The following is a 24,974-nucleotide window of genomic DNA, read 5'->3' as shown; positions in this document are numbered from 1 at the left end:
CAGGTCGTTGCGGGGCAGTCTCGGGAGCCGCGACGGCATCCGGTCCTGGTGGCGCGATCGCCCTCATCGTTGTCGTTCGTGCCACTTATGCGCTCCGGCGCGGGCTGGAAGAACGCGCGACGGCTCAGGCGTTTGACCGCAGCGGGAAGCCTCTTGGCTCCGCGCACCATCCGGTCCCGATGGACACTGGAAATAGCTCCGGGCCGGACTTCGCTGTAGTGTCGTAACTGACAACTTTGGTATCGTTCACGCCATGCACATCGTCATCCTCGCCCTGGAGGGCTTGTTCGATACGGGCCTGACCGTGACGCTCGACGCCTTCGCGACGGCCCGCGGCCTCTCGACGAGGGTGATGGGCGGCAGCCCGCATTTCGAGGTGACGACCGTGGGGGTCCGGCGGAAGGTACGCACGGCGCAGGGGCTGATCGTCCCGGTCGACGTCATCGACCCCGACCTCAAGCCGGACTGGGTGATCGTCCCGGCGCTCAAGGCGACGACGCCCGACGCGCTCGCGGCTGCGCTGGAGCGGCCGGATGTCCGGGACGCGAAGGCCCAGCTGCAACGATGGCACGCGGCCGGGATCTCCATCGCCGCCTCCTGCATCGGCACCTTCCTGCTCGCCGAAGCCGGCCTCCTCGACGGCCGCGAGGCGACGACGACCTGGTCGCTCGCGCCGTATTTCCGGCAATGCTACCCGCGGGTGCTGCTCGACGAATCCCGGATGCTGGTGCCCTCGGAGATCGGCGTCACCGCCGGCGCCGCGATGGGGCACCTCGATCTCGCGCTCTGGCTGATCCGCAAGGCCAGCCCCGAGTTGGCGGCCCTGGTTTCGCGCTACCTGCTGGCGGATATCCGCTCGGCGCAGGCCCCCTACATCATCCCGAACCACCTCGCTCAGGCCGACCCCCTCGTCCTGCGCTTCGAGCGCTGGGCTCGGGATCACCTGAGCGGTGGTTTCTCCCTGGGGGAGGCCGCGGATGCGCTCGCGACGAGTCCGCGCTCGCTGCAGCGGCGGTGCCAGGCGGTGCTGGGCAAGTCACCGCTCGCCTATGTCCAGGACCTGCGGGTCGAGCGCGCCCAATCCTTGCTGCACGGCAGCGGCCTCGATCTCGAAGCCATCGCCGCCGAGGTCGGCTATGTCGACGGTGCCACGCTGCGCGTGCTCTTGCGCCGCCGACTGGGGCGCGGCGTGCGCGATCTGAGGGCGGATCTCCGCTAATGCGCTCAGACTTGTCCGAGTATTCGCGCCCGCTCCGAGGGCATCGATCAGATCGTCGTAAGCGTGAAACGCGTCCGCAAACCCGATGCAGTCAGTCTCGAAGTCGAGCCAAAGTTCAGCCTTCCGTCAGAACAATTTCCTGCAGACGGCCCGGCCGCACCAGCCTGATGTGATGCGAGTCGATCGCAATCACTCCCTCACGCTGGAACCGCTTCAGCATCATCGTCACCCACTGCCGGGTCGAGCCGACGAGCGCCGCGATTTCGTCATGCGTGATGCGGCGGCGGATCACGACGGCGCTGTTCTCGGTGGTCCCGTAAAGATCGCCGAGATTCAGGAGCAATTGCGCCAGCCGTTCGATCACCGAGCGGGTGCCGAGCATCTGCGCCATCGCCGTGTAGCAGCGGCCCTTCGCTTCGAGAGCCTCGATCAGACACAGGGCGAAGTTCGGCATCTGGCGGATCAGGCTGCGCAGCGTCGCGCTCGAGAGCACGGTCACCTTCACCGGCTCGATGGCGACGCCCGACCATTGGTGACAGCCGCCGCCATAGATGCTCGGGCCGCCAATGAAATGGCCTGGTGTCCAATAGGCTAGCGTCACCTGCCGCCCCGAAGGACCGGAATAGAATACCCGCACGCGCCCGGTCTCTATCAGGAAGATGCCCTCGTGCGCGTCGCCCTGAGTGAAGACGCTCTCACCCGCACGAAGGCTGATGGATCGGCCCGCTTCGCGGATGCGTACGGTCTCCGCTGGCGCCAGGCGATCGAGAAAGCTCGCGCCGTCATCGAGGCCCTCGATCGTCTCGCTCAGGAACAGAGCACTCGCGATCAGGGGCGCCGGTCTGCGGCGTTCGGGCAGGGCGATCGTCGCCGACGACATGATGGAGCCAAAATCTCTGCGCCTCGACCGGGCTTGGCCGCGTGGCAGTCGCAAGCGCGGATTATGGAGCGCAGCCGGTCTGGAGCCATTCCAAATATCCAGCATTCGAAGAGACATTATCCCTCGTTGCCATGTATTAGGAGATATAATTTCTCTGCGCCAACATTATCCGCCGCAGATCAACCGTCGCGTACTCCAAATGCAATTAATTGCTCGCGAAACTCTAGCTTCCAACAGATTCAATGACCTGGTCGTCGCGCCGGCTGGATCTCTCCCCGTCGCGCCGGCCGTGTCTCTCCCTTGGAGCCTACGACGTGACCTTCTCGCGCAATCTTGCCGCCATCCTCCTCACTGCGACCGCGATCGGTACAGCGCATGCCGAGACGATCCGCGTCGCCGTCGGTACGCAAGACACCACGATCAACTGCGCGACCGGCGGCCTGCTGATCCGCGAGTTGAAGCTGCTGGAGAAGTACTTGCCACATGACGGCAAGTACAAGGATGCGAGCTACGACATCCAATGGCGTAACTTCACGAGTGGCGCTCCGCTCACCAATGAGATGGTCGCCGGTAAGCTCGATCTCGGCGCCATGGCCGATTTCCCGGGTTCGCTGAACGGCTATGCCTTCAACAAGGCCGGGCGGCAGAGCCTGTTCATCTCCGTTCTCTCCGGCAGCATCAAGGGCAGCGGAAACGGCGTCGTCGTGCCGTCCGACTCCCCCGTTCAGTCCTTCGCGGACCTGAAGGGCCGCACCATCTCCGTGCCCTTCGCCTCGACCGCCCATGGCCTGCTACTGCGCGCGGTGAAGGCGCAGGGCTGGGACCCGGCCCGCGACGTCAACATCATCACCCAGGCGCCTGAGCTGGCAGGATCCGCGCTGCTTTCCAACAAGATCGAGGCTCACGCGGACTTCGTGCCCTTCGCGGAGCTGTTTCCGTGGCGCGGCTTCGCCCGGAAGATCTACGACGGCTCACAGGCCGACGCCCCGACCTTCCACGGCTCGCTGGTCGATGCCGCCTATGCCGAGAAATATCCCGAGATCGTCACCGCTTATCTGCGCGCTGCGATCGAGGCCGACCGTCTCATCGCCGCCGAGCCCGAGAAATACGCGCAGCTGATCGAGAAGGTCACCGGCATCGAGGCCGAGGTCGCCTATCTCTTCCACGGTCCTCTCGGGCTGCAGACTCGCGATATCACCTGGAAGCCTGAGTACCGCCAGGCCGTGAAAACGTCCTTCGAGACGTTGAAGCTGCTGAAGAAGGCCGATTCCGACATCGATCTCGACCGTTTCGTCGACGACCGCTTCATCCGCACGGCGGCCAAGGATGCAGGCGTCGACTACGAAGCCCGTCTGAAGGACTATGCCCAGACCCCACTCACGGCGAACGACGCCACGAGCGGCCAGCCCATCACCGATACCACCCGGCTCTCCCAGATCTGGGTGAAGGGCGAGGATCATGTCCGCCACTATGCCTCGCCCGAGGCGGCGCTGGCGGCCCTGGCGGCGATCGAGAAGGATGGCGGTCACGCCCGCGTGGTCTACGCGCAGGACCGCAACAGCGGCATCAAGCTGTTCGCGAGCCAGGCCTGGTTCGTCCGCGATGCGGACAAACACCTGAATGCCTTCCTGCTCAAGGGCGACGCCGAGGGTTACGCAAAGGCGAATGGCGGCGACGTCGTCGATTTCGCGGCGGCGCGGGCCGGCTCGGCGCGGGTGAGTGCGCGATGAGCGCGTCCGCTCTCGGCACGGCCGCCGCGCTGATCGAGCCGCGCACCAGCCAGAGCCGCCGCGCGGCGGCCCAGGCTGGCGAAAGGCTTCCACTGCGGCGTGTTGCGCTTCGTGCCAGCGCCATCGGGCTGACCCTGATCGCCTGGCAGCTGCTGGCGGCATCGAAGCTCGATCTCGGCATCGTCACCTTCCGCAACGTCCCAACGCCGATCGAGGCGGCGCAGGCGGCTTGGAACCTCCTTCACTCGCCGAAACTCGGTGCGCATCTCGGCGCGAGCCTCGCCCGCGTCGTCTCCGGCTTCCTGGCAGCTTTGTTCGCGGGTGTCGGGCTCGGCCTCGCCATCGGCCGCTCACGGCTCGCCACCGACCTGCTGCTGACGCCGCTTGAGGTGCTGCGGCCCATCCCGGCCGTTGCCTGGATCCCCCTGGCCATCCTGATGTTCCCGTCCTCCGAGCTGTCGATGGCCTTCATCACCTTCACGGGGGCTCTGTTTCCGATCCTCCTGAACACGGTGCACGGGGTCGAAGGGATCAACCCTCGGCTCGTCGCCGCGGCACGCAGTCTCGGTGCCGGGCGTGTCGCGATCCTGCGAGAGGTCATCCTGCCGGGTGCGGCACCGAGCATCATCACCGGCGCAGCCATCGGCATGGGCACGGCCTGGTTCTGCCTCGTGACCGCCGAGATGATCTCGGGCCAGTACGGCATCGGCTACTTCACCTGGGAGAGCTACACCCTGCAGAATTACGACGACATCGTCGTTGGAATGCTGCTGATCGGCCTGCTCGGCATGGGATCGAGTTTGGTCGTGCGGCGGCTCGGCCGCCTCGCGACACCCTGGAAGGGCGCGGGAGACAAACGATGATCGGCACTCATGCGGAAGGACGGATCGCCGTCGCCGATGCCGTAATCCGCCTGGGGCAGGGCGCGGCCGCTTTCGACGTCGTCGAGAACATCAATCTCACGATCCCGGGTCGTCAGTTCGTCTGCCTGCTTGGGCCCTCGGGCTGCGGAAAGTCGACGTTGCTCGGAGCGCTTGCCGGCCACCTTTCCCTGAGCCGCGGCCGAGTCGCCGTCGATGAAGAGGAGATCACTGGGCCGGACCCGGAGCGCGGCATCGTGTTCCAGCAGCACACGCTGTTCCCTTGGAAGAGCGTACTCGACAACATCGCCTTTGGCCTGAAGATGAAGGGCGTAGCCAAGGATCGGCGGCTCGAGGAAGCGCGTACGTACCTCTCTCTCGTCGGCCTCGATGGATTCGGGGATCGCTATCCTGGGGAGCTCTCAGGCGGCATGCAGCAGCGGGTCGAGATCGCGCGTGTGCTCATCAACCAACCGCGCGTCCTTTTGATGGACGAGCCGTTCGGGGCACTCGACGCGCAAACTCGCCTGACAATGCAGGAACTCCTGCTCGATGTTTGGACGCGACTGCGGACCACCGTCCTTTTCGTGACGCATGACATCGACGAGGCGCTGTTCCTTGGAGACCGGGTGCTGGTGATGAGCCCGCGCCCGGGCCGCATCCTCGATGATTTTCCGGTCTCCTTCGACAGGCCGCGCCAGCGCAACCTCGTCGTCAATCCCACCTTCGCGCAGATGAAGCGCCATTGTCTCGACCTCTTGAGGCCGGAGGCGAACGTTCATCCGCTTCCACGACTGACGCCGCTCGGTCTGTCGGCCGCGAAACGGAGCGCTTTCGAAAATCACTGAGGAATGCCGGCCCCGCTTCCATTTGAGAACTGGACTTGGCCCATCGTCAGCAGACGATCGAAAGCGCAGTAGGAAAGTGCCAGTCCGGGCCGCGTGCGAGCCTCTGCGCCCAGAATGCGCGGTGCCGAATTCAGATTAAATACGGATTTCGCGGCAACGATAAGCTTCAATTGGCCGCGTGCGGCGAGGCACATCAATATTGGTGAAAGTCTTTAAGTCTCCAATTCGCCGATCGGACAGACCGCTTGGCTGAACATTGGAGAGCGTTATGATCAATAAGACGTTCAAGTCCCTGCTCATCGCTGCTGCAATTGCAGTTCCGCTCGGCGCCGCCGCGACGACGGGGGCCTCCGCCTTCGGTGGGCACTTCGGCGGTGGCCACGGCGGCGGCCACTTCGGTGGAGGTCACTTCGGCGGCGGCCATGGTGGCGGCCACTTCGGTGGAAGTTTCGGCCACGGTCATTTCGGCGGTCACGGTGGCGGCTTCCGCCATGCTGGAGGATGGGGCGGCTACGGCTACGGTCCGCGGCGCGTCGTCTACATCGGCGGCGGGTGCGGCTACGGCTATCGCTACAGCAACTACTGGGATCGGTGTGTTCCGATCTATTGATCGGCGACAGTCACGCATGGTGCGTTCTTCTCTGCCAACCGATGGGTCCCCATCGTCAGGGTCGCGAGCGCGCACCAACAATGCCCCAGCGCGGGAGGATCATCGAATTTCGGCGATCCTCCTAAGTCAATTCGGCATCTTCAAGCGGGAACGTTCTCGCTGATTTCGTCAACGAAAATTATCATGGCGAGCCTCGAATTGCAGTTCGCAATCGCTCGGCGTTTAATTCATTGCAGCCAACAAAAATCCGTTTGGGCATTTAAAATATACAACATAGAGAAGCTTAAATACAATTGAGTGATTTCAACTTTTGTCGGGCTGCATTGGATAAATTGCCGCAAGATCTGCGTAAGGTGCCCTATGGCTCGGCGAGCGCCACGCATGGCGGCAGACCGACCAGCTCAAAACGCAAAGGCTTGTCGGCCGAATGTCGACGGAGTGTAGTCATCACGACCGTCTGCTTCGCGTTTATTCCAGCCATGGCAGCTATCGGCGCCATCATGATGAAAGCCGCGGCACCGAGGGGCCGACATCTCGCCAATGGAAAGCGGCTGGGGCTCATCGCCCCAGCAACCGGTCAAACCAGCAGCTTGTCTCCAGGTTTGAGCTTCAAGCGGCGCGCTGAGTCGCGAGACAGCTGACCGACGACGACGACGGCGGCTTCCGTCAGCACTTCGGAGTTCATCCGCTCCAGTGCTGCCTCCGCCGACGTCGCCATGACCGCGTAGGTGCGGATGGCCTCTCGTCGCTGATGAACCGCGATCAGGAAGGCACAGTGTCTTTGGCGTTTTGCCTTCGGTAGCAGAAATACCGGCGGCACCGCGCCGGCAATTGCCCCGAGGTGGCTGACACCATCAGTCTTTGTCTGGCTTTTCCTTGGTGATCGCCCCGGTTTTCGGGTCAACGTGGAACTCCATTTTCACACTGTTCTTGACGCCTTCGCCCTCCCAGTGGCCGTCATCTGCCTCCAACTCAGTGATGCTGCTGTAGCCTGCGTCCTTGAGCTTCTGAGTAACTTGATCGGCGGGGATCCAGTCCGGTCCCGGCCTATCCTTCTTGGCGAAGGCCGGCCCTACCAGACCCATCGAGATCAGCAGAGCGATCGTCGCTATCGTCCTCATAGACACCTCCGTTGCATTGCCGACTAAGTGAACGATGCTAACTTAGCGCTCGGGGCGTGCTCGACCATGCCGCTACTCACGTTCGACTGCGCGGAAATGCAGAGTGGCCAAGGATGCCATGCTGGGAAATGTGGAGTTGATCACGCGATTGGCGCTGGCCTCCGTCATGGGTGGCGCAATCGGTTTCGAACGCGAGCGGTTGCTCTGGGCCGCTGGCCTTCGAACTCACATGCTGGTCTGTGTCGGCTCCTGCCTCATCATGATGGTGTCGGCGTTCGGCTTTGGTGATGTGCTTGGCCAACCAGCGGTCGTGCTCGATCCGTCGCGTGTCGCTGCGCAAGTCGTTTCGGGCATCGGTTTCCTCGGAGCCGGTACGATCCTGCTCCGCGGCGAGGTCGTCAAAGGGCTGACTACGGCTGCAAGTCTGTGGGCCGTGGCGGCAATCGGCCTTGCGGTCGGAGGGGGGCTCTATGTTGCAGCGATCGCTACGACAATCCTGGTCCTCGGCATCTTGGCTGGCGTGAAGCCGCTTGAGGAACATTGGCGTGGCCGCATGAAGACGCACGAGCTCTGCCTTTCGGTTCGACGCGGGTCGATCACGATCAACACGCTGCAGGAAGCGACGGGCGAACGGTCGTCCCGGATCCGCCAGTTCGTGGTGCGTCCAGGCGATGATCCGGAGCTAGAGGATGTGACCGTGTCCTTCACACGCCTGTCCAAACAGACCGTGGCTTCCATTGCAGAACGCTTGAGAGAAAATCCGGCGGTGCTCAGAGTAGACGAAATCGATTCTGCGAATCCGTAGAACTCGAGGGCGCAGGACAACACGATGCTCAAATGGTTTCGATCGCTTATGCCCCGCGAAGACGGGTTTTTCGAGCTCTTTACCCAACACGCGATTACGCTGATTGCAGGGTCCGAGGCGTTGAATGCTCTGCTCACTGGCGGTGACGCGGTCGAAGGCAATGCAAGTATCATCATTACAGAAGAACATAAAGCCGACGAGATCACACGAGAAGTATTGCAGGCTCTCCGGCGCAGTTTCATCACACCATTTGATCGCAACGATATCCAAGATCTGATCCAGTCGATGGATGATGCTATCGATCAGATGCATAAAGTTGTGAAAATCGTCACGCTCTACGATGTCCGGTCGTTCGAGCCGTTGATGCGCGAAATGGGCAGCACAGTCGTCGAGGCGGCTCGATTGACCGCGGAGGCCGTGCCTCTTCTGAGCGCGATCGGAGCGAATGCGAGCAGGCTCGGCGAACTTACCGAAGCGATCACGAGGGTGGAGAGCCGTTCCGACGAATTGCAGGAGCAAGGTCTTCGCGCACTGTACCAGGCGAAGGGCCACAGCGACCCGATGGCCTACATGATTGGCCGCGAGATTTACGACGGGCTGGAGAAAGTCGTCGATCGTTTCGAGGACGTCGCAAACGAGATCAGCGGAATCGTCGTCGAGAACGTCTGAGGGGCTGCCGTGCAGACTGTGACTCTCGCTTTGCCGCTGCTTTTCGGCCTGATCGGCATCGCGCTCTTATTTGACTTCCTCAATGGTCTGCACGACGCAGCCAATTCCATCGCGACAATCGTATCGACGCGTGTTCTGCGCCCTCGCTACGCTGTATTCTGGGCGGCGTTTTTCAATTTCATAGCGTTTTTATTCTTCGGACTGCACGTTGCCACTACTATCGGCACCGGTATCATCGATGCAGGTATCGTAACGCCCGCGGTGATTTTCGCCGCTCTCATTGGCGCAATCGTTTGGAACGTCGTCACTTGGGTACTCGGCATCCCATCGAGTTCTTCACACGCATTGATTGGAGGGCTGGTCGGAGCGGGTATCGCGAAAGCAGGACTTCAAGCCGTTGTCTGGAACGGTCTCATCAAAACTGCCGCTGCGATCGTTCTGTCGCCTTTGCTTGGTTTCGTATTGGCGATGTTTCTCGTGCTGGCGGTGTCATGGGCGTTCGTTCGACAAACACCATTCGCCGTCGACAGCACCTTCCGGGTGCTGCAATTCGCCTCCGCGTCACTTTACTCGCTCGGGCACGGCGGGAACGATGCCCAGAAAACGATGGGCATCATCGCCGTCTTGCTTTTCTCGCAAGGGCAGCTCGATGGCGACTTCCACGTGCCGCTCTGGGTGGTTCTGTCGTGTCAGGCGGCCATGGCACTCGGCACGCTGATGGGAGGCTGGCGGATCGTTCATACGATGGGTTCGCGGATCACACGGCTGAACCCAATGCAGGGCTTCTGCGCCGAGAGCGGGGGCGCCCTTACGCTGTTTCTAGCCACGTGGCTCGGTGTGCCAGTCTCGACGACCCACACAATCACCGGAGCCATCGTAGGCGTCGGCGCCGCTCGCCGCACCTCCGCGGTGCGATGGGGCGTTGCTAGCAACATCGTCATTGCCTGGGTCGTGACGCTGCCCGCTGCTGGCGCGATCGCGGCGCTTTGCTATGCGGTCATACGGCTCTTCTGGTGAGCTGTCCGCGGCGATGACCCAGCATGACGGGCCGGGGCGCCAAGTCGTCGTATCGGCACTTGGCGTTTTCGAGATCTGCACGTGGGGATCGTCGTTTTACTTGACGGCTGTGATTGCCGGCCCGGTCGCTGAAGACACAGGTTGGCCTTTGTCCTGGCTCGTCGGTGGTTTTTCGCTCGGGCTCCTCGTGGCGGCCGGCGCGTCGCCACGGATCGGAGAGATCATCCACCGCCATGGCGGGCGTCCAGTCTTGGCGTCGGCGGCTCTCTTGTTGTCCCTAGGCCTGACCGTCCTGGGTCTGGCGCCCTCCCTGCCATTCTATTTGGCCGGCTGGCTTCTCATGGGACTAGGGATGGGCTGTGGCCTCTACGATCCGGCCTTCGCAACGCTCGGCCGTCTCTACGGCAGTGAAGCTCGACCCGCGATCACCACGCTGACACTATGGGGCGGCTTTGCAAGTACCGTCTGCTGGCCTCTATCTGCCTTCTTGATCGCACATGTGGGGTGGCGCGGCGCGTGCCTGACCTATGCCGGGTTGCACCTCGCGATCACACTTCCACTGGTTCTGTTCCTGGTCCCAGCGGTCCCGATACAGCCGAGCGGCGACGGTCCCAGACTGCCGACCCGCACTGTCCTCTCTCGCCAGGATCGACGCCGACTCCTGTTGTTCGCGGGAGTCCTCGTCTTCGGCGGATCAATCATGTCCTTGATTTCGGTCCACCTCATTACGTTGCTTCAGGGGCGCGGCGTCGCGCTTGCCTCGGCCGTTTCCTTCGGAGCTCTCATCGGCCCCGCTCAAGTCGGGGCTCGGGTGGTCGAGGTGTCGCTCAAGGGTCGTCATCACCCACTCTGGACGCTGACCGCAGCCTATGTCCTGATCGCCGTTGGCTTGGGGCTGTTGGCGGTTGCGGTCCCGGGGATCGGCTTTTGGCTGGTATGCTACGGGGCCGGCAACGGGATCTATTCGATCGCGAGAGGCACTGTGCCTCTCGCCCTGTTTGGTCCCGATCGATACCCGGTTCTGGTTGGACGCCTTGCACGATCAGGATTGACCGCTCAGGCGTTGGCTCCGCCGGTGGGGGCCGTGCTCCTGGCAAGAGCCGGGAGCGACTCCCTGTGGTGGCTGCTCCTGGCGTTGGCGCTGGCCAACCTTCTTCTGATCGCCATCCTCTGGCGGGAGCGTTGAAGCGCGCGTGTGTCGTTCATGACGCCAGCCCGTCGACGAGGTCGCACCGGCTGTCTGGCACTCGGCATCCATGCTTCCTCGGTTTTGCGCGACCTTGTTTGCAGCCTCATTGAGGCCCCACTCGGCCCCGAAGTGCTAAGCTTGGCCATAGGGGAGCGCGCATGTTGCGGTCGGGAGACCAATCGACGGACGATAGGCCTGTCCTGCCGCGATCTGCCCCGGCCAATCGCTTCGAGCCTCTGTTTCTCGGCGAGGCTCCGCCTGATCGTCGGCGCCTCAACGTTCGCTGGCTATGCGCGAGTATGCTGATCGCTGCCTGCGGCTCCGGCCTGATGGTTGCCGCGCTTCGCCTGTCCTTCGACACCGCTCTCATCGCATCGCGACCGGTCGTGCGCGTTGGCGGAGGCGGTGGAGGATCCGACGACTCAGGCGAGGACGGAAAGCGGGGGGACCGGCTCGTGAGGCGGCAGCTCGTGGCATCGGACAAGGAGGAATTCACCGCGCCCATCGCACGCCAAGTCGGCGCGCGTGAGATCGTGCGAGTGCAGCCGCTCATTCGCCTCGTGGCCAGTCTCGCCTCCGGCGACGACGATACCGCAGACATTCCGCCCTTCGATCCCACACGCCAGCTCGCCGCGGACAATCCCACGCCGAGCGCTGATGAGGCCGAAGAGGATGGTTCCGATACCGCTATCAGCATCAAGCGCTCGGATCTCGGCGAGGAGCCGATCGGGGACGATGCTCCCGCCATGAGCGACGAGGGCGTGACGGCGCTCGTCGAAGCAGAACTCGCCCTGACGAAGATCGCCGAACCGCGAGGTTCGGGACCGCTTGCCCCGCAACGCCTTCTGTCGATGGCTTTGAGCGCGTCCTCGGTCGACGTCTCGTCCTCGGCCGAGGACGCCGATGAACCGAACCCATTTCGTGCCATCGAGGTCCGCGTTGTGCCTGAGAACGTCACGACGCTGGCCAAGGCGGACCCCGCCTCACGGACTGGCCTCACGGAAACCCGCGACATCGTGCTCCAGCACGACCAGACCCTCGCGGAGGCCCTCGCGAAGAACGGTGCCGATCCCGCGCGTGTCCGATCGATCCTGTCGGCGCTCAGTGAACATGCGCGGACAGGGCTCCCCGAAGGCCAACACATGAGCCTGCTGCTCATGCACCATGGCGGCGATCCGACGACGGCGCAGCTCGCGCGCGTCACATTGTACGGCGTGGGCGGCGTCGAGGAGATTGCGGCGGAACGAGACGCCGGTGGCTTCGTCCCGGTCGCCGCGCCCGCAGGGACAACGCGAAGCCCGGAGCTAACTAGTGATGCGGATGACGAAAGTACCGGCAACCTCTACGCCGGCATATATGAGGCCGTTTTGCGCAACGGGCTTCCCCGCGAGGTCGCCGAACGCATCGTCAGCATCTTCGTCTTCGGCATGGACATGAAGCGGGCCGTCAAGGCAACCGACAGGCTGGAAGTACTGGTCAGCCCTGCCGAGAAGGCCGGCGGACAAGCCGAGCTGCTCTATGCTTCGCTCATCATCGATGGGGTGAAACACCGAGCCTACAGATTTGAAGAGCCCGAAACCGGCACTGTGAATTACTTCAACGAGGATGGGGGATCGCTGCGCCGGTTCCTGCTTCGCATGCCAATCGCCGAAGGTCGGATCACCTCGCCCTTCGGCACCCGCATCCATCCGATCCTGCACTACGCGCGCTTCCACAACGGCATCGACTGGGCCAACAAGGCCGGGACGCCGATCATGGCGACCGGCAATGGCACAGTGGTGTTCGCGGGCCCGCGCGGCGGTTACGGCAACCGCATCGAGATCCGGCACGCCAACGGCTACGCGACGGCCTACAACCATCTCCAGCGGCTCTCGCACTCGGTGCACGTAGGCGCGACCGTGCGACAGGGCCAAGTCATCGCCTATATGGGATCGACCGGCCTCTCGACGGGGCCGCACGTGCATTACGAAGTGAGCGTCAACGGACGCTTTCTGGATCCAATGACGATCCGGCTGCCCGACAGCCATGGTGTCCCGGATGCGCTGAAGACAATTTTCGCACGCCAGGTCGTCGCTACGAACTCCATCCGACACCACGAAACACTGGCTCTCTCCACGGAGCCGCTCTGACGAAACCAAGCGGATTACGAATCTCTCGCCACGTCGGATTGGCAGCCGCGGATCCGTGAGTTTGGTTCACATATAGGCCCAAACAAAGTCGTTTGTCGGCTCCATCTGCACGCATCATGATGTGTTCGAAAGGCCCTCGAACACCCATGCCGGTAGCCTCAGACCTAAATATCCCCGTCGATCAAACGCCCGTCTCGGATCCTAGGCGCGTCCTGTTCGGTGTGGGGATCAACCACGCGCTTCACGACGGCTACACCGATCTGATCTATGTGCTGCTGCCGGTTTGGCAGAATGAATTCGCGCTCGGTTACGCGACGTTGGCATTGCTGCGGACGCTCTACAGCGGAGCCCTGGCTGCCTTTCAGGTCCCATCGACCCTGCTTGCAAAGTCCCTCGGCATCCGGACTGTTCTCGTTCTTGGAACGCTTCTGAGCGCAACAGGCTATGCGTTCGCCGGTGCCTCGGGCGGGCTTGTGGGTCTGTGCGCTGCGCTTGCGCTAGGCGGCATTGGCAGCAGCACCCAGCATCCGCTGGCTTCCTCCATGATCGCTCGTGCTTATGGGCGATCTGCTCGCGGCCCGCTCGGCACCTACAATTTCGCCGGAGATATCGGCAAGGCGAGTGTCCCGCCTCTGATCGGGTATCTGCTCACGATCTGGAATTGGCGGTCGGCACTCTGGATCATTGCTGGGCTAGGCATGATCGTGGCCGTCATCATAGCGTATCTGCTTCCCAATGATCGTTCGTTGGAATCTCCAAGGAGGCCTGAACGATCAAGGGACGATCATCCTGGAGGCGCCTCGCAAACCGGAAGAACCGGCTTCGGGCTCCTCCTGGCGATCGGGGTGCTCGATAACTCCGCTCGTCCTGCGTTTCTGCTCTATCTGCCGTTTCTCCTTCAGGAAAAGGGAGCAGCGCTGCCGACGGTCGGACTGGCTCTGTCGCTGGTTTTCCTCGGAGGCGCGTTCGGCAAAGCAGTCTGCGGCTGGCTGGGAGATCGCGTTGGGGTGACCCGGACCGTAATCTTCACCGAAGCCGGCACCGCGATCACCATTCTCGCTGTTATCAGTCTTCCTCTGGCGCCGGCTTTGGTCCTTTTGCCTCTACTGGGCGTCATGCTGAATGGTACATCATCCGTGCTTTACGGGACCGTCCCGGAACTGGCTACCGGCGGACGTGTGGAGCATGCCTTTGCCGTCTTCTATACCTGCACACTCGGGGGAAGTGCTGTTGCGGCTCCGCTTCTTTACGGTCGGCTCGGCGATGCTTTCGGTCCAGCTTGGGCGGCGACAGCCTCGGCGGCTACGGCGCTTACCGTAATCCCTCTCATGTTGGCCCTCTCGCCTGTCCTCTCGAGAGGCACCTCGCCGACAAAAATGTAAGCCACGAACCGGCCGACGATCGAAGCTTGGTTTGCGAACCAAGAGCAATAATGAATGCAGAATGTGGGAAGCATCCTGCAGGTGCGGGATGTGATCGGTTGATTTGACTTAGAAGCCCGGCCGCCTTCGGCACCCTTACACGTTATTGATCGGTGATTTCCTGGCTCACCGCTGCCCTGTGTTTGTTGCGTAAGTGCCGAAACAGAATGTCGCTCAGCCCTGCTCCATCGCGCCGACGCAAAGCGTCAAGAATTTCCTCGTGCTCTCGCATGGCTTCACCCCAGCGGTCACGATCTTCATCAAGGTTTGCAGAATATCGAGCGCGTCTTACCCGGCCGGCGTAGGTAGTATAAGTCGATATCAATGCATCATTTTTTGTAATCGCAACTATATTTTCGTGAATGGCCTGATTTTTTGCGAAATACCCGTGTAAGTCTTTGCGAATAAAAAATGAATACATTTCGTGATGAAGTTTTTCGATGACTTCGTAGTCCTCGGTTGTCATCCGCTCGCACGCCAATCGGCCCGCGAGAGACTCCAAACCACCCATCACATCAAAGAGATCCGCGAGCTCGCGCTCCCCGAGGTGGCGCACTCGGGCGCCCCTATTGGGCAGCAAATCGACCAGTCCTTCTGAGGCCAGCACCTTCAATGCCTCGCGAAGCGGCGTTCGTGAGATTCCGAACCGCTCGCACAAGTCGCGCTCCGGAATACGAGCCCCGGCTGACAAATTTCCTTCGACGATGAAGTCGCGGAGCCGTGTGAGGACCTCGCCGTGCAGCGATTTCGAATTCAGGTCGCTGCGCGCGTCCGGCCTCGAATGTCTTCCACCCGCGTCGATGCGGTCCGGAGTTCGAGAAGCATCATTATCCGGCACGGTTTCTAGGCTCATTCGTCGACCCTAGCAGGGGGCATGAAACGCGTCGACAGCCATATCTAACGCAAAATAGTTCTTGCCTCCGCAAAAAATGAATGCATTTTGTGGTGCAGCGGATCGCGTTATGAATTCTAAATGGACGCGCACAGCAGGGAGAGACACGTGAGCCAGCGTACCGGACGCCATTTCCTCCAGATTCCAGGGCCGAGTCCGGTGCCGGAGCGCGTTCTTCGCGCCATGGATATGCCGGTTATCGATCACCGGGGGCCGGAGTTTGCAAAGCTCGGCAAAGAGGTTCTCGAGGGTTGTCGAGCTGTCTTCCAGACCCAAGGACCCGTCGTGATCTATCCCTCGTCGGGCACCGGCGCTTGGGAAGCAACGATCGTCAACACTTTGAACAGCGGCGACAAAGTCTTGATGTTCGAGACAGGCCATTTCGCGAGCCTCTGGCGGCAAATGGCGGCCCGCTGGGGCATCGAAACCGAATTTGTCGCCACTGATTGGCGCCGCGGCGCTGATCCGTCGATCGTGGAAGCGAAGTTGGCCGAAGATCGATCGCACTCGATCAAAGCCGTCATGGTCGTCCATAATGAGACCTCGACCGGTGTGACCAGCCGCATCGCTGAGATCCGCCAGGCGATCGACCGCGCCGGTCACCCTGCGCTTCTGCTCGTCGACAGCATATCGGGGTTGGGATCTGCCGATCTCCGGCACGACGAGTGGGGCGTCGACGTCACCGTGAGTTGCTCTCAGAAGGGCCTCATGCTGCCGCCAGGGCTCGGTTTCACGGCGATTTCGGCTAAGGCCCTCGCTGCTTCGAAGGCGAACTCGCTGCCCCGTTCCTACTGGGACTGGTCCGAGATGCTGAAGCCCAACTCGAACGGTTTCTTTCCGTACACGCCAGCAACGAACCTGCTCTATGGCCTCCGCGAAGCAGTGGCAATGCTGCTCGAGGAAGGTCTGCCCGAGGTCTTCGCCCGGCACCAACGGCTCGCGGCGGCGACTCGTGCCGCAGTTCAGGGTTGGGGACTTGAGGTTCTGTGTGAGGAGCCGTCGGAATACTCACCTGTCCTGACCGCGGTACTTATGCCTGATGGAAAGGGAGCCGATGCCTTCCGCCAGGTCGTGCTCGATAACTTCGACATGTCCCTCGGTGCCGGCCTCAGCAAGCTTGCAGACAAGGTCTTCCGCATCGGGCATCTCGGTGAGACCAACGAGTTGACCTTGATGGGCGCCCTGTCAGGCGTCGAAATGGGCCTCGGGGCAGCAGGAGTGCGCCACCAGCGTGGCGGTGTCCTCGCGGCGATGTCGAGCCTGCGCAGCGGACGGGACGACTGAGCGGCCGGCCTGGAATTCGGCTGAGAGCAAGAACAATCGATCGGACGCGCCCGGCCAATCGACCGGGCGACCGATAGCGGCTGACTGCTTGAGATCCATCCGCGTCGAGCTTGGCATCAAGACCGAAGCCTTCGCGATCCTGTCATCGGAGGAAACGACATGATCACGATACCACGTCGTGTCACAGCGCCGGGAATGATACTGTTCCTGTTATGCCTGATGTACTTTATCACATACGTAGATAGAGTGAATGTTGGTACAGCAGCGCCCGCGATTAAAGCCGAACTGGGATTGACCAATACCCAGCTCGGCCTGATCTTCTCCGCATTCGCCTATCCTTATGCGGTCTTCCAGATCATCGGCGGCGCGATGGCCGACAAGTGGGGCGCTCGGCGAACGCTGTTCATCTGCGGCCTCGTTTGGGCGGCATCGACCATTGCCACCGGCTTCGTGGGCGGCGTGGTGTCGCTCTTTCTGGTCCGCTTCATCCTTGGCTTCGGTGAGGGCGCGACCTTTCCGACCGCGACGAGGGCGATGCAATCATGGGTGCCCAAGGATCAACGCGGCTTTGCGCAAGGGATAACCCATTCATTCGCTCGCTTCGGCAACGCTGTAACCCCGCCGCTCGTCGTGGTGATGATGATGCATATCGGCTGGCGCGGCGCGTTCGTAGTGCTCGGCGTTCTTAGCTTTGTATGGGTGGCGGTCTGGTACTTTTATTATCGTGACGATCCTCGCAACCATAAGGATATCACTCAAGACGATCTTGATCGGCTTCCCGTACGCGAGGCTAAAGCTGCTGGCCCCAAGAATCCAGTTCCGTGGGGGCGCCTCGTGCCTCGCATGGCGCCAGTGACGATTACATACTTCTGCTACGGTTGGTCGCTCTGGTTGTACCTCAACTGGCTGCCGTCGTTCTTCAAGGACGGCTATGGCCTGGACATCAAGAATTCGGCACTGTTCGCCTCCGGTGTGTTCTTTGCGGGCGTCATTGGCGACACCCTCGGCGGCGTGGTCTCGGACCGTATCTTGAAGAAGACGGGAGACTTGCAGAGAGCGCGCCGGAACGTCATCTGCGTGGGGATGTTGGGAGCCGCGGCAAGCCTCGCTGGCGTCTTCTTCACCAGGGATCTCACTTACGTCGCGCTACTTCTGAGCGCCGGCTTCTTCTTCCTCGAATTGGTCATCGGTCCGATATGGTCGGTCCCGATGGATATCGCGCCGCAATATGCGGGAACGGCAAGCGGACTCATGAACTTCGGTTCGGCATTTGCGGCGATCGTTTCGCCCCTGACCTTCGGCTGGATCGTCGATGTGACGGGCAATTGGATCCTGCCGTTTGCCGGCTCCATTGGTCTGCTCGTTCTCGGTGCAGTCATGGCGTTCACCATGCATCCAGAGCGGCCGTTTGAGGACGCGCCTGGCACCGCATTGAAGGGCGTCCCGGCTGAGTAGAGAGGCATGAACGCGAAAGCGCTCATCCTTGCGGCCAAGCAGGAATGCTTCGCTCAAAGAATGAAAGCGTGGGGTTGGCGGCACGGCTTGAATGCTGCCAACCCGAACTTCAAACGACCTGTAGACGTGGCTCCGACCGGAACGGTCCATCAGTTTACCGGCGCCTTCGAGGATCGCGATGCTGACGCAACGCCGCCCGACCGAGTTTCCGGACAATGGCAATCTTGCGGCTAACCTTGCCGCAGACGGCTTCGTCTATCTCGGTCCCGACGCGATGCAGCAACGCCTGGGAACGTCCGCGCTATCCGGCTGGCCCCGATTTGCCAGCACTTGGTCGACGCTCGAGAAAGACGCGTACATGCGCGATGGTGGCGAGTACCGGCGGCGCCGGCACGCTGTCTTCCGAAGCTTCGACGGCGGTATCGAGCGACAGCCCGACCGGCCGCATTACCAAGCCAAGGCGTTCAATCACCTCAACGGAGGAATCGACCGTCCATTCGCATCTGTGACGTCCGATGTCGCGAGCGATCCGCTGACATTGAAGATTCTCACGGCCTTCTTGCCGGCTTTCGAGGAGTGCCGTGGCGACCTTGCGGCGTCGGCCTGGGCCATCGAACTGCACCAGTTTCGCATCGAGGTCACGGGCCAGGACTACGGTCTGCCGACACCCGAAGGCATGCATCGAGACGGCGTCGACTGGGTAGTCATGATGCTTGTGAGCCGGGAGAACGTCGCGGGTGGCCTGACGACGATCGTCGATGACACGGGTTCGGCAGTGGCACAGCTCCAGATGCGGCAACCTATGGAGACGATCGTCGTCGATGATCACCGGCTGCAGCACGGTGTCAGCCCAATCACGGCCGTTGATCCTGCGTTCGTTGGCTTCCGAGACATCCTGGTCGCGACCTATTCCGTCTCGTGATGCAGAGCTGCTTCAATGATCTCTGCGAGTGCAATTGGTCGGGAGGGATTGCTACGCGGCGCCCAGTCGCCGCGAAACATCCTTTGCGGCGCTGGTCAGCCAAGCCCCGATCTGTTGGATTTTGGCATCGGGAATCCTGATCGTCGGACCGGAGATCGAAATGCCTGCCACCGCTTCTCCGGAGGCGTCATGGATGGCAGCGGCAACGCACCGCATCCCGACAGTCCTCTCTTCGTCATCGAGGGCATACCCCGTCACCCGGATCTGCTCGACGACGGCGCGGAGCTGCTCGGGGTTGGCGATCGTTCGTTCGGTGAAGCGCGTGAAGCGCGCTGTCTTGACGAACCTGTCCAGCCGCGCGTCGTCGAAGGAACTCAACAACGCCTTCCCGATCCCGGAGGCGTGAAGCGGCGACTTGGTACCGGGAGGAATGAAGGCGCGGATCGTTTCCGGGGTCTCCATCTGGCTGACGAACAAAACCACACCTTCGCGCTCGACACCCAAATTGGAAGTCTCGCCGGTCTTCGCGACGAGGTCCCGCATGACCGATCGGCTACGTTCGACGATGTTCGTGTGCCTCAGGAAGGCCGAGCCGAGCCGAAACGCCTCGGGCCCAACGAACCACTCCTGCCGCTCCGGATTGATCTCGACGTATTGGCGTCGTTCGAGCGAGGCGAGAACCCGGTGCATCGTCGCCGTGGATTGCCGCAGATGGTCGGAAAGCTCCGTGAGCGTCACGCCATCGTGCTTGGCGAGAGCTTCCAGCACATCGAGTGCTCGATCGAGAGATTGAATGCCCCCGGCTGGCTGTGTCGGGACGATGTTTTTGGGACGTCCCCGTCGGCGAATTTGCTTTTCCATTCCGCTCCCATAGGCAGTTTCGCTGCGAATAAAAAGCTCTCTATGAAATTCGATTTCTGCCTGTGAAAAAATACAAATCTTTGTTAATAAAGCAAAATTACTGCTGAACGCAAAAATGAATAATGAATCTAAAAAAATTTATCCGGAAGATTACGTGTGCTAGCTCTCGGTAACGACGAGGACAGGCAAATGAGTACGCAAAACCCGATCTTCATTCCCGGGCCCACCAATATTCCGGATGTCATCCGCAAGGCGGTCGACATGCCGACGATCGACCATCGAAGCGCTTTGTTCGGAGACATCCTGAACCCAGCGCTGGAGGCCGTGCAGCGCGTTTTGAAGACTACCCAAGCGGAGATCTTCGTATTCCCATCGACCGGTACCGGCGGATGGGAAACGGCCGTCACCAATGTTCTGTCGCCCGGCGACACGGTTCTTGCGACATTGCACGGGAGGTTCAGCCAACGCTGGATCGAGATGTGCCAGCGTCACGGTCTCGACGTGAGGATCGTTCCCCAGGCCTGGGGAGAGGGCATTCCCGTCGATCGGATCGAAGAGATCCTTGCTGCCGACCAGCAGTATCAGATCAAGGCAGTCCTCGCCACGCACAACGAGACCGCCACCGGCGTCCGCTCCGACATCGCCGGTCTGCGCCGGGCGGTTGATGCGGCGGGACACCCGGCTTTCCTGTTCGTCGACGGGGTCAGCTCGGTCGGCTGTATGGATTTCCGGATGGATGAATGGGGCGTCGATGTCGCCGTCACCGGGAGCCAGAAGGGCTTCATGCTGCCGCCCGGACTTGCGATCGTGGGCTTGTCCCGGCGAGCTTTGGCCGCCACGGAAACCGCCCGGCTTCCCCGCAGCTTCTTCGATCTGCGCGCGATGCGCGAAGCCTATCGCGGCAACGGATATCCATACACTCCGCCGGTCGGATTGCTGAACGGGCTGCGTGTCGCCGGCGACATGCTGCTCGCAGAGGGGCTCGACAACGTCTTTGCCCGGCATTTCCGGATCGCCGAGGGCGTTCGCAACGCCGTCGCGGCCTGGGGGCTTAGCCTCTGCGCCGCCCGCCCCGAACTCTATTCGGACACTGTCAGCGCCATCCGTATGCCGAACGGCTTTGATGCCAACCTCGTCGTATCACACGCGCTGAATGCCTATGGGGTCTCGTTCGGCACTGGGCTCGGTGAGGTCGCCGGCAAGGTGTTTCGCATCGGACATCTGGGCAGCCTGACTGAGGTCATGACCCTGTCCGGCATCGCTACCGCTGAGATGGTCCTCGTCGATCTCGGGCTTCCGGTCAGACTCGGATCCGGCGTTGCCGCGGCCCAGGATCATTATCGGCGGGGCATTGGTGCAGGGCAGAGGAGAGCGGCATGACGCCCGAAGGAACCTTCTACATCCCAACCTTGGCCGACATGTTGGCGGCGCGTGAGCGTATCGCTCCCTACATTCACCGTACGCCCGTTCTGACCTCGCGAATGTTGAACGAGCTCACAGGGGCGGAGCTGTTCTTCAAGTGCGAGAACCTGCAGAAGGCTGGCGCATTCAAGGCGCGTGGTGCTTCGAACGCGGTGTTCGGCCTCTCGGAGCAGCAGGCTCGGAGAGGAGTTGCCACCCACTCGAGCGGCAATCACGGCAGCTGTCTGTCCTATGCAGCAGGTCGTCGCGGCATCCCGTGCACGGTGGTCATGCCGCGGACCGCGCCGCAGGCGAAGAAGGACGCAGTGGCGGGATACGGGGCACGGGTCGTCGAGTGCGAACCGTCTACATCGAGCCGAGAAGCTGTCTTTGCCGAGGTGGTCGCCGAAAGTGGTGCCGAGTTCGTTCATCCTTACAACGACCACCGCGTCATCGCAGGCCAGGCGACCTGCTCGGCTGAGCTGATCGAACAGGTCGAGGGGCTCGATGCGGTCATCGCCCCGATCGGTGGTGGAGGCATGATCTCCGGCACCTGCCTGACGTTGTCCAATCTGGCCCCGCATGTCGAAGTTTTTGCTGCCGAGCCGCAGCAGGCCGACGACGCATTCAGAAGCTTCAGGGCAGGGCACATCATCGCTGATGATGCGCCCGACACCGTCGCTGACGGTCTCAAAGTGCCGTTGAAGGAACTGACCTGGCACTTCATTCGCAGCCACGTGGCCGACATCCAGACGGTCTCCGAAGAAGAGATCGTCGCCGCAATGAAGCTGATCTGGAAACGCTTGAAGATCGTGATGGAGCCCTCGAGCGCCGTCACGCTGGCCGCAGTTCTTAAAAATTCAGAGGTCTTCGCCGGGAAACGTGTCGGATTGATCATTACCGGCGGCAACGTCGACCTCGACAAATTGCCATGGAACTAGGGAGGAATTTCATGAATACTCACGTGAAGCTTGCCGACTTGGAAGTCGGCTTTGATGTTCCTGCTCTGCCGGGCATGAACGAGGCGGACATCCAGACGCCGTGCCTAGTGCTCGATCTGGACGCACTGGAACGCAACATCGAGAAGATGGGCGCCTACGCCAAGGCGCACGGCATGCGCCACCGCGCCCATGGCAAGATGCACAAGTCGGTCGACGTCCTGAAGCTTCAGATGAAGCTCGGCGGCGCGATTGGCGTCTGCTGCCAGAAGGTCTCCGAGGCCGAGGTCTTCGCCCGCGCCGGCATCGAGGACATCCTCGTTTCGAACCAGGTGCGCAACCCGGCCAAGATCGACCGCCTCGCTCGGCTGCCCAAATTCGGCGGCCGGATCGTCGTCTGCGTGGATGATCTGTTGAACGTCGCCGAGTTGTCGGCAGCGGCGCAGAAGCATGGGACGACGCTCAACTGCTTCGTCGAGATCGATTGCGGCGCCGGCCGCTGTGGCGTGAAGACCACCGAGGCCGTGGTCGAGATCGCCCGCGCGATCGCCGCGGCTCCAGGGCTCCGCTTCGCCGGCCTGCAGGCCTACCAGGGCGCCATGCAGCACATCGACAGCTACGTAGACCGCAAGGCCAAGCTCGACGCCGCTATCGCCCAGGTCCGGGATGCGGTGGACGCCCTGACCGCGATCGACCTCAAGCCGGAGCTCGTCTCGGGCGGCGGTACCGGCTCGTACTACTTCGAGTCGAATTCAGGCGTGTTCAACGAGCTTCAGTGTGGGTCCTACGCCTTCATGGATGCCGATTACGGGCGCATCCTGGACAAGGACGGGAAGCGCATCGACGGCGGCGAGTGGGAGAACGCCCTCTTTCTGCTCACCTCGGTGATGAGCCACGCCAAGCAGCACCTCGCTGTGGTCGATGCGGGTCTCAAGGCACAGTCGGTCGATAGCGGGCTGCCTTTCGTGTTCGGTCGCGACGACGTGAAGTATATCAAGTGTTCGGACGAGCATGGCGTCGTCGAGGATACGGGCGGCGTTCTCAAGATCAACGAGAAGCTCCGTCTGGTTCCCGGTCATTGCGATCCGACCTGCAACGTCCACGATTGGTACGTCGGCGTACGCGACGGCAAGGTCGAGACCCTTTGGCCGATCTCGGCCCGCGGTAAAGCCTACTAAGTCGTCGCTCAAAGCCGTGTCGGACATGATGCTCCGGCACGGCACGCCCGAGGAACGCCTATGATCATTGTCCCTGAATTCCGGATCGCCGAACTCGTCTCGTCCAGCGAATGCTTCGTCGCGGTCGAGCGGGTATTTGCCTCTATGGCGCGGCGATCGGCCTACAACTTCCCGGTCATCCGCGAGGCCATCGGGCATGCGGATGCGCTCTACGGCTTCAAGTCGGGCTTCGACCGCGAGAGCCTGGCGCTAGGGCTCAAGTCGGGAGGCTTCTGGCCGGGCAACCTCGACAAGGGTCTGACCAATCACCAATCGACGATCTTCTTGTTCGACGCCGATACGGGCCGCTGCCGCGCCGTGGTTGGCGGTAACTTGCTGACGGCGTTGCGCACGGCGGCGGCTTCGGCGGTCTCGATCAAGCATCTTGCGCGATCCGACGCACGTGTCCTCGGCATGATCGGCGCTGGGCATCAATCGACTTTCCAGCTGAGGGCTGCACTCGAGCAGCGCCGCTTTGAGAAGATCGTCGGCTGGAACATCGAGCCCGCGGCGCTGAGCCGGCTCGAAGCGGTTGCCGCGGAGAAAGGCTTGCCCTTCGAAGCCGTCGATCTGGACGAACTCGGCGCCCAAGCCGACGTGATCGTTACCATCACGTCGTCCTTCTCGCCGATCCTCAAAGCGGCGCAGGTCCGTCCCGGGACCCATCTCGCCTGCATGGGCACCGATACCAAGGGCAAGCAGGAGGTCGAAGCCGAGCTCCTCGGGAAGGCCAGCATCTTCACCGACGAGATCGCTCAGTCGGTTACGATTGGCGAGGCGCAGCATGCCGTCAGTAGCGGCCTGCTGACAGCAGAGGCGATCACTGAAATCGGAGCTGTCATCAACGGCACGCATCCAGGTCGTCGCCGGGACGACGAGATCACCCTGTTCGATGGGACGGGGGTGGGCCTTCAGGATCTCGCGGTCGCATCGGCTGCAGTCGACGCCGCCATAGCGAAGGGCGTCGCAATCAACGTCGATTTTTGACGGAAATTGTTCAGAAGGGGCGTACGCCTCTTCTGAGCATCCGGATCTAATCCAAGATAATGCGTCTGACTTTCAACAATATTGAGGAACTACGCTAAGATTTGAATGAATTCTAATTATATAGAAATGTATTACTGAGTTTTATTTTGTTGGCGTGCCAATTTTCGTAATAAAAGAATACGAATTTATCAACGACCAAAGCGTTGGGAGGAAGCCATGGCCGATACTATGTCCGAAGATCTGAAGGCCGGAGCGCTCGTCTATCACCGCCTGCCGCGACCAGGGAAGCTTGAGATCCAGGCGACGAAGCCGCTTGGCAACCAGCGCGATCTGGCGCTGGCGTATTCTCCTGGCGTCGCCGCCGCCTGCATGGCGATCCACGAGGATCCGCAGGAGGCCGCCACCCTCACCATCCGCCAGAACCTCGTCGCCGTGCTCTCGAACGGCACGGCCGTGCTCGGCCTCGGCGATATCGGCCCGCTGGCCTCGAAGCCGGTGATGGAGGGCAAGGCCGTCCTG

Annotated in this window: 23 protein-coding genes and 1 pseudogene; 19 read left to right on the top strand and 5 right to left on the bottom strand. The window is 61.8% G+C overall.

What is annotated here, in order from left to right; genetic code table 11:
- Positions 1-253 precede the first annotated feature (253 nt).
- A complete protein-coding gene (locus HCU64_RS09975) occupies positions 254-1,219 on the top strand; it encodes a GlxA family transcriptional regulator (RefSeq protein ID WP_233383705.1) in 966 nt (321 codons plus the stop codon).
- Between the two features lie 115 nt (positions 1,220-1,334).
- On the opposite strand, the gene HCU64_RS09970 is transcribed toward HCU64_RS09975, so the two are convergent.
- Positions 1,335-2,099 carry a Crp/Fnr family transcriptional regulator gene (locus tag HCU64_RS09970; RefSeq protein WP_233383704.1) on the bottom strand — a complete coding sequence of 255 codons (765 nt, stop codon included), beginning with the start codon at positions 2,097-2,099 and terminating at the stop codon, positions 1,335-1,337.
- 314 nt (positions 2,100-2,413) lie between these two features.
- Here HCU64_RS09970 and HCU64_RS09965 point away from each other — a divergent pair, with 314 nt between their 5' ends.
- From HCU64_RS09965 to HCU64_RS09950, 4 genes are all read left to right on the top strand, one after another.
- Positions 2,414-3,829 carry an ABC transporter substrate-binding protein gene (locus HCU64_RS09965; RefSeq protein ID WP_233383703.1) on the top strand — a complete coding sequence of 472 codons (1,416 nt, stop codon included), beginning with the start codon at positions 2,414-2,416 and terminating at the stop codon, positions 3,827-3,829.
- The gene (locus HCU64_RS09960) at positions 3,826-4,692 is read left to right on the top strand and encodes an ABC transporter permease (RefSeq protein ID WP_233383702.1); all 867 of its coding nucleotides are present in this window, start codon (positions 3,826-3,828) and stop codon (positions 4,690-4,692) included. Before HCU64_RS09965 ends, HCU64_RS09960 begins: the two co-directional genes overlap by 4 nt.
- Positions 4,689-5,537, top strand: a complete 849-nt coding sequence (locus HCU64_RS09955) for an ABC transporter ATP-binding protein (RefSeq protein ID WP_233383701.1) — start codon at positions 4,689-4,691, stop codon at positions 5,535-5,537. The genes HCU64_RS09960 and HCU64_RS09955 overlap by 4 nt, the downstream gene beginning before the upstream one ends.
- A gap of 268 nt (positions 5,538-5,805) precedes the next feature.
- Positions 5,806-6,147, top strand: coding sequence for a hypothetical protein (locus HCU64_RS09950; RefSeq protein WP_233383700.1), 342 nt, complete (start codon positions 5,806-5,808; stop codon positions 6,145-6,147).
- A 577-nt stretch (positions 6,148-6,724) separates the two neighbouring features.
- Here the strand turns inward: HCU64_RS09950 and HCU64_RS09945 are convergent.
- Both HCU64_RS09945 and HCU64_RS09940 read right to left on the bottom strand, forming a co-directional pair.
- Positions 6,725-7,051 carry a hypothetical protein gene (locus HCU64_RS09945; protein ID WP_233383699.1) on the bottom strand — a complete coding sequence of 109 codons (327 nt, stop codon included), beginning with the start codon at positions 7,049-7,051 and terminating at the stop codon, positions 6,725-6,727.
- Positions 7,002-7,268 carry a PepSY domain-containing protein gene (locus HCU64_RS09940; protein ID WP_233383698.1) on the bottom strand — a complete coding sequence of 89 codons (267 nt, stop codon included), beginning with the start codon at positions 7,266-7,268 and terminating at the stop codon, positions 7,002-7,004. The genes HCU64_RS09945 and HCU64_RS09940 overlap by 50 nt, the downstream gene beginning before the upstream one ends.
- Before the next feature lie 118 nt (positions 7,269-7,386).
- On the opposite strand from HCU64_RS09940, the gene HCU64_RS09935 reads away from it, so the two are divergent.
- The 6 genes from HCU64_RS09935 (at position 7,387) to HCU64_RS09910 (ending at position 14,459) form a co-directional block, all read left to right on the top strand.
- Positions 7,387-8,073: an MgtC/SapB family protein gene (locus HCU64_RS09935; protein ID WP_233384259.1), complete on the top strand. Its 687-nt coding sequence runs from the start codon at positions 7,387-7,389 to the stop codon at positions 8,071-8,073.
- 24 nt (positions 8,074-8,097) lie between these two features.
- Entirely contained in the window at positions 8,098-8,742 is a 645-nt protein-coding gene (locus tag HCU64_RS09930) for a DUF47 domain-containing protein (protein WP_233383697.1), read from the top strand.
- 9 nt (positions 8,743-8,751) lie between these two features.
- Entirely contained in the window at positions 8,752-9,759 is a 1,008-nt protein-coding gene (locus tag HCU64_RS09925; RefSeq protein ID WP_233383696.1) for an inorganic phosphate transporter, read from the top strand.
- A gap of 13 nt (positions 9,760-9,772) precedes the next feature.
- Positions 9,773-10,945 carry an MFS transporter gene (locus HCU64_RS09920; RefSeq protein ID WP_233383695.1) on the top strand — a complete coding sequence of 391 codons (1,173 nt, stop codon included), beginning with the start codon at positions 9,773-9,775 and terminating at the stop codon, positions 10,943-10,945.
- A 458-nt stretch (positions 10,946-11,403) separates the two neighbouring features.
- On the top strand, positions 11,404-13,077 hold the full coding sequence (locus HCU64_RS09915; protein WP_233383694.1) for a M23 family metallopeptidase: 1,674 nt from the start codon (positions 11,404-11,406) through the stop codon (positions 13,075-13,077).
- 146 nt (positions 13,078-13,223) lie between these two features.
- Positions 13,224-14,459 (top strand): MFS transporter, encoded by a 1,236-nt coding sequence (locus HCU64_RS09910; protein ID WP_233383693.1) that lies wholly within the window; start codon positions 13,224-13,226, stop codon positions 14,457-14,459.
- Between the two features lie 142 nt (positions 14,460-14,601).
- On the opposite strand, the gene HCU64_RS09905 is transcribed toward HCU64_RS09910, so the two are convergent.
- A complete protein-coding gene (locus HCU64_RS09905; protein ID WP_233383692.1) occupies positions 14,602-15,351 on the bottom strand; it encodes a GntR family transcriptional regulator in 750 nt (249 codons plus the stop codon).
- 147 nt (positions 15,352-15,498) lie between these two features.
- Here HCU64_RS09905 and HCU64_RS09900 point away from each other — a divergent pair, with 147 nt between their 5' ends.
- From HCU64_RS09900 to HCU64_RS09890, 3 genes are all read left to right on the top strand, one after another.
- Complete coding sequence (locus HCU64_RS09900; protein WP_233384258.1) at positions 15,499-16,674, top strand: pyridoxal-phosphate-dependent aminotransferase family protein; 1,176 nt, start codon at positions 15,499-15,501, stop codon at positions 16,672-16,674.
- Positions 16,675-16,833: 159 nt separating this feature from the next.
- Positions 16,834-18,129, top strand: a complete 1,296-nt coding sequence (locus tag HCU64_RS09895; protein WP_233383691.1) for an MFS transporter — start codon at positions 16,834-16,836, stop codon at positions 18,127-18,129.
- A gap of 178 nt (positions 18,130-18,307) precedes the next feature.
- Complete coding sequence (locus tag HCU64_RS09890; RefSeq protein WP_233383690.1) at positions 18,308-19,051, top strand: 2OG-Fe dioxygenase family protein; 744 nt, start codon at positions 18,308-18,310, stop codon at positions 19,049-19,051.
- Positions 19,052-19,102: 51 nt separating this feature from the next.
- On the opposite strand, the gene bhcR is transcribed toward HCU64_RS09890, so the two are convergent.
- Positions 19,103-19,912, bottom strand: a complete 810-nt coding sequence (gene bhcR, locus HCU64_RS25605) for an HTH-type transcriptional regulator BhcR (protein ID WP_233383689.1) — start codon at positions 19,910-19,912, stop codon at positions 19,103-19,105.
- Positions 19,913-20,101: 189 nt separating this feature from the next.
- On the opposite strand from bhcR, the gene bhcA reads away from it, so the two are divergent.
- The 5 genes and pseudogenes from bhcA to HCU64_RS09860 all read left to right on the top strand — a co-directional run.
- Positions 20,102-21,292: an L-aspartate--glyoxylate aminotransferase BhcA gene (bhcA, locus tag HCU64_RS09880; protein WP_233383688.1), complete on the top strand. Its 1,191-nt coding sequence runs from the start codon at positions 20,102-20,104 to the stop codon at positions 21,290-21,292.
- Positions 21,289-22,254 carry a beta-hydroxyaspartate dehydratase BhcB gene (gene bhcB / locus HCU64_RS09875; RefSeq protein WP_233383687.1) on the top strand — a complete coding sequence of 322 codons (966 nt, stop codon included), beginning with the start codon at positions 21,289-21,291 and terminating at the stop codon, positions 22,252-22,254. The genes bhcA and bhcB overlap by 4 nt, the downstream gene beginning before the upstream one ends.
- Before the next feature lie 11 nt (positions 22,255-22,265).
- Positions 22,266-23,429, top strand: coding sequence for a 3-hydroxy-D-aspartate aldolase BhcC (bhcC, locus tag HCU64_RS09870; RefSeq protein WP_233383686.1), 1,164 nt, complete (start codon positions 22,266-22,268; stop codon positions 23,427-23,429).
- A gap of 60 nt (positions 23,430-23,489) precedes the next feature.
- Entirely contained in the window at positions 23,490-24,455 is a 966-nt protein-coding gene (bhcD, locus tag HCU64_RS09865; protein WP_233383685.1) for an iminosuccinate reductase BhcD, read from the top strand.
- A gap of 216 nt (positions 24,456-24,671) precedes the next feature.
- Positions 24,672-24,974: pseudogene (locus tag HCU64_RS09860) on the top strand (NADP-dependent malic enzyme); the annotation flags it as partial.

It is taken from the genome of Methylobacterium sp. C25 (assembly GCF_021352225.1).
In the GTDB taxonomy this organism is placed as follows: Bacteria; Pseudomonadota; Alphaproteobacteria; order Rhizobiales; family Beijerinckiaceae; genus Methylobacterium.
The sequence above is the reverse complement of the archived record's forward strand: the minus strand, read 5'-3'. Positions and strand labels throughout refer to the sequence as shown.

Coding starts and splice junctions, on each gene's coding strand:
- HCU64_RS09975 (WP_233383705.1), top strand. CDS start 254: ATGCACATCGTCATCCTCGCCCTGGAGGGCTTGTTCGATACGGGCCTG.
- HCU64_RS09970 (WP_233383704.1), bottom strand. CDS start 2,099: ATGTCGTCGGCGACGATCGCCCTGCCCGAACGCCGCAGACCGGCGCCC.
- HCU64_RS09960 (WP_233383702.1), top strand. CDS start 3,826: ATGAGCGCGTCCGCTCTCGGCACGGCCGCCGCGCTGATCGAGCCGCGC.
- HCU64_RS09955 (WP_233383701.1), top strand. CDS start 4,689: ATGATCGGCACTCATGCGGAAGGACGGATCGCCGTCGCCGATGCCGTA.
- HCU64_RS09950 (WP_233383700.1), top strand. CDS start 5,806: ATGATCAATAAGACGTTCAAGTCCCTGCTCATCGCTGCTGCAATTGCA.
- HCU64_RS09940 (WP_233383698.1), bottom strand. CDS start 7,268: ATGAGGACGATAGCGACGATCGCTCTGCTGATCTCGATGGGTCTGGTA.
- HCU64_RS09935 (WP_233384259.1), top strand. CDS start 7,387: ATGCTGGGAAATGTGGAGTTGATCACGCGATTGGCGCTGGCCTCCGTC.
- HCU64_RS09930 (WP_233383697.1), top strand. CDS start 8,098: ATGCTCAAATGGTTTCGATCGCTTATGCCCCGCGAAGACGGGTTTTTC.
- HCU64_RS09920 (WP_233383695.1), top strand. CDS start 9,773: ATGACCCAGCATGACGGGCCGGGGCGCCAAGTCGTCGTATCGGCACTT.
- HCU64_RS09910 (WP_233383693.1), top strand. CDS start 13,224: ATGCCGGTAGCCTCAGACCTAAATATCCCCGTCGATCAAACGCCCGTC.
- HCU64_RS09905 (WP_233383692.1), bottom strand. CDS start 15,351: ATGAGCCTAGAAACCGTGCCGGATAATGATGCTTCTCGAACTCCGGAC.
- HCU64_RS09895 (WP_233383691.1), top strand. CDS start 16,834: ATGATCACGATACCACGTCGTGTCACAGCGCCGGGAATGATACTGTTC.
- HCU64_RS09890 (WP_233383690.1), top strand. CDS start 18,308: ATGCTGACGCAACGCCGCCCGACCGAGTTTCCGGACAATGGCAATCTT.
- bhcR (WP_233383689.1), bottom strand. CDS start 19,912: ATGGAAAAGCAAATTCGCCGACGGGGACGTCCCAAAAACATCGTCCCG.
- bhcA (WP_233383688.1), top strand. CDS start 20,102: ATGAGTACGCAAAACCCGATCTTCATTCCCGGGCCCACCAATATTCCG.
- bhcB (WP_233383687.1), top strand. CDS start 21,289: ATGACGCCCGAAGGAACCTTCTACATCCCAACCTTGGCCGACATGTTG.
- bhcC (WP_233383686.1), top strand. CDS start 22,266: ATGAATACTCACGTGAAGCTTGCCGACTTGGAAGTCGGCTTTGATGTT.
- bhcD (WP_233383685.1), top strand. CDS start 23,490: ATGATCATTGTCCCTGAATTCCGGATCGCCGAACTCGTCTCGTCCAGC.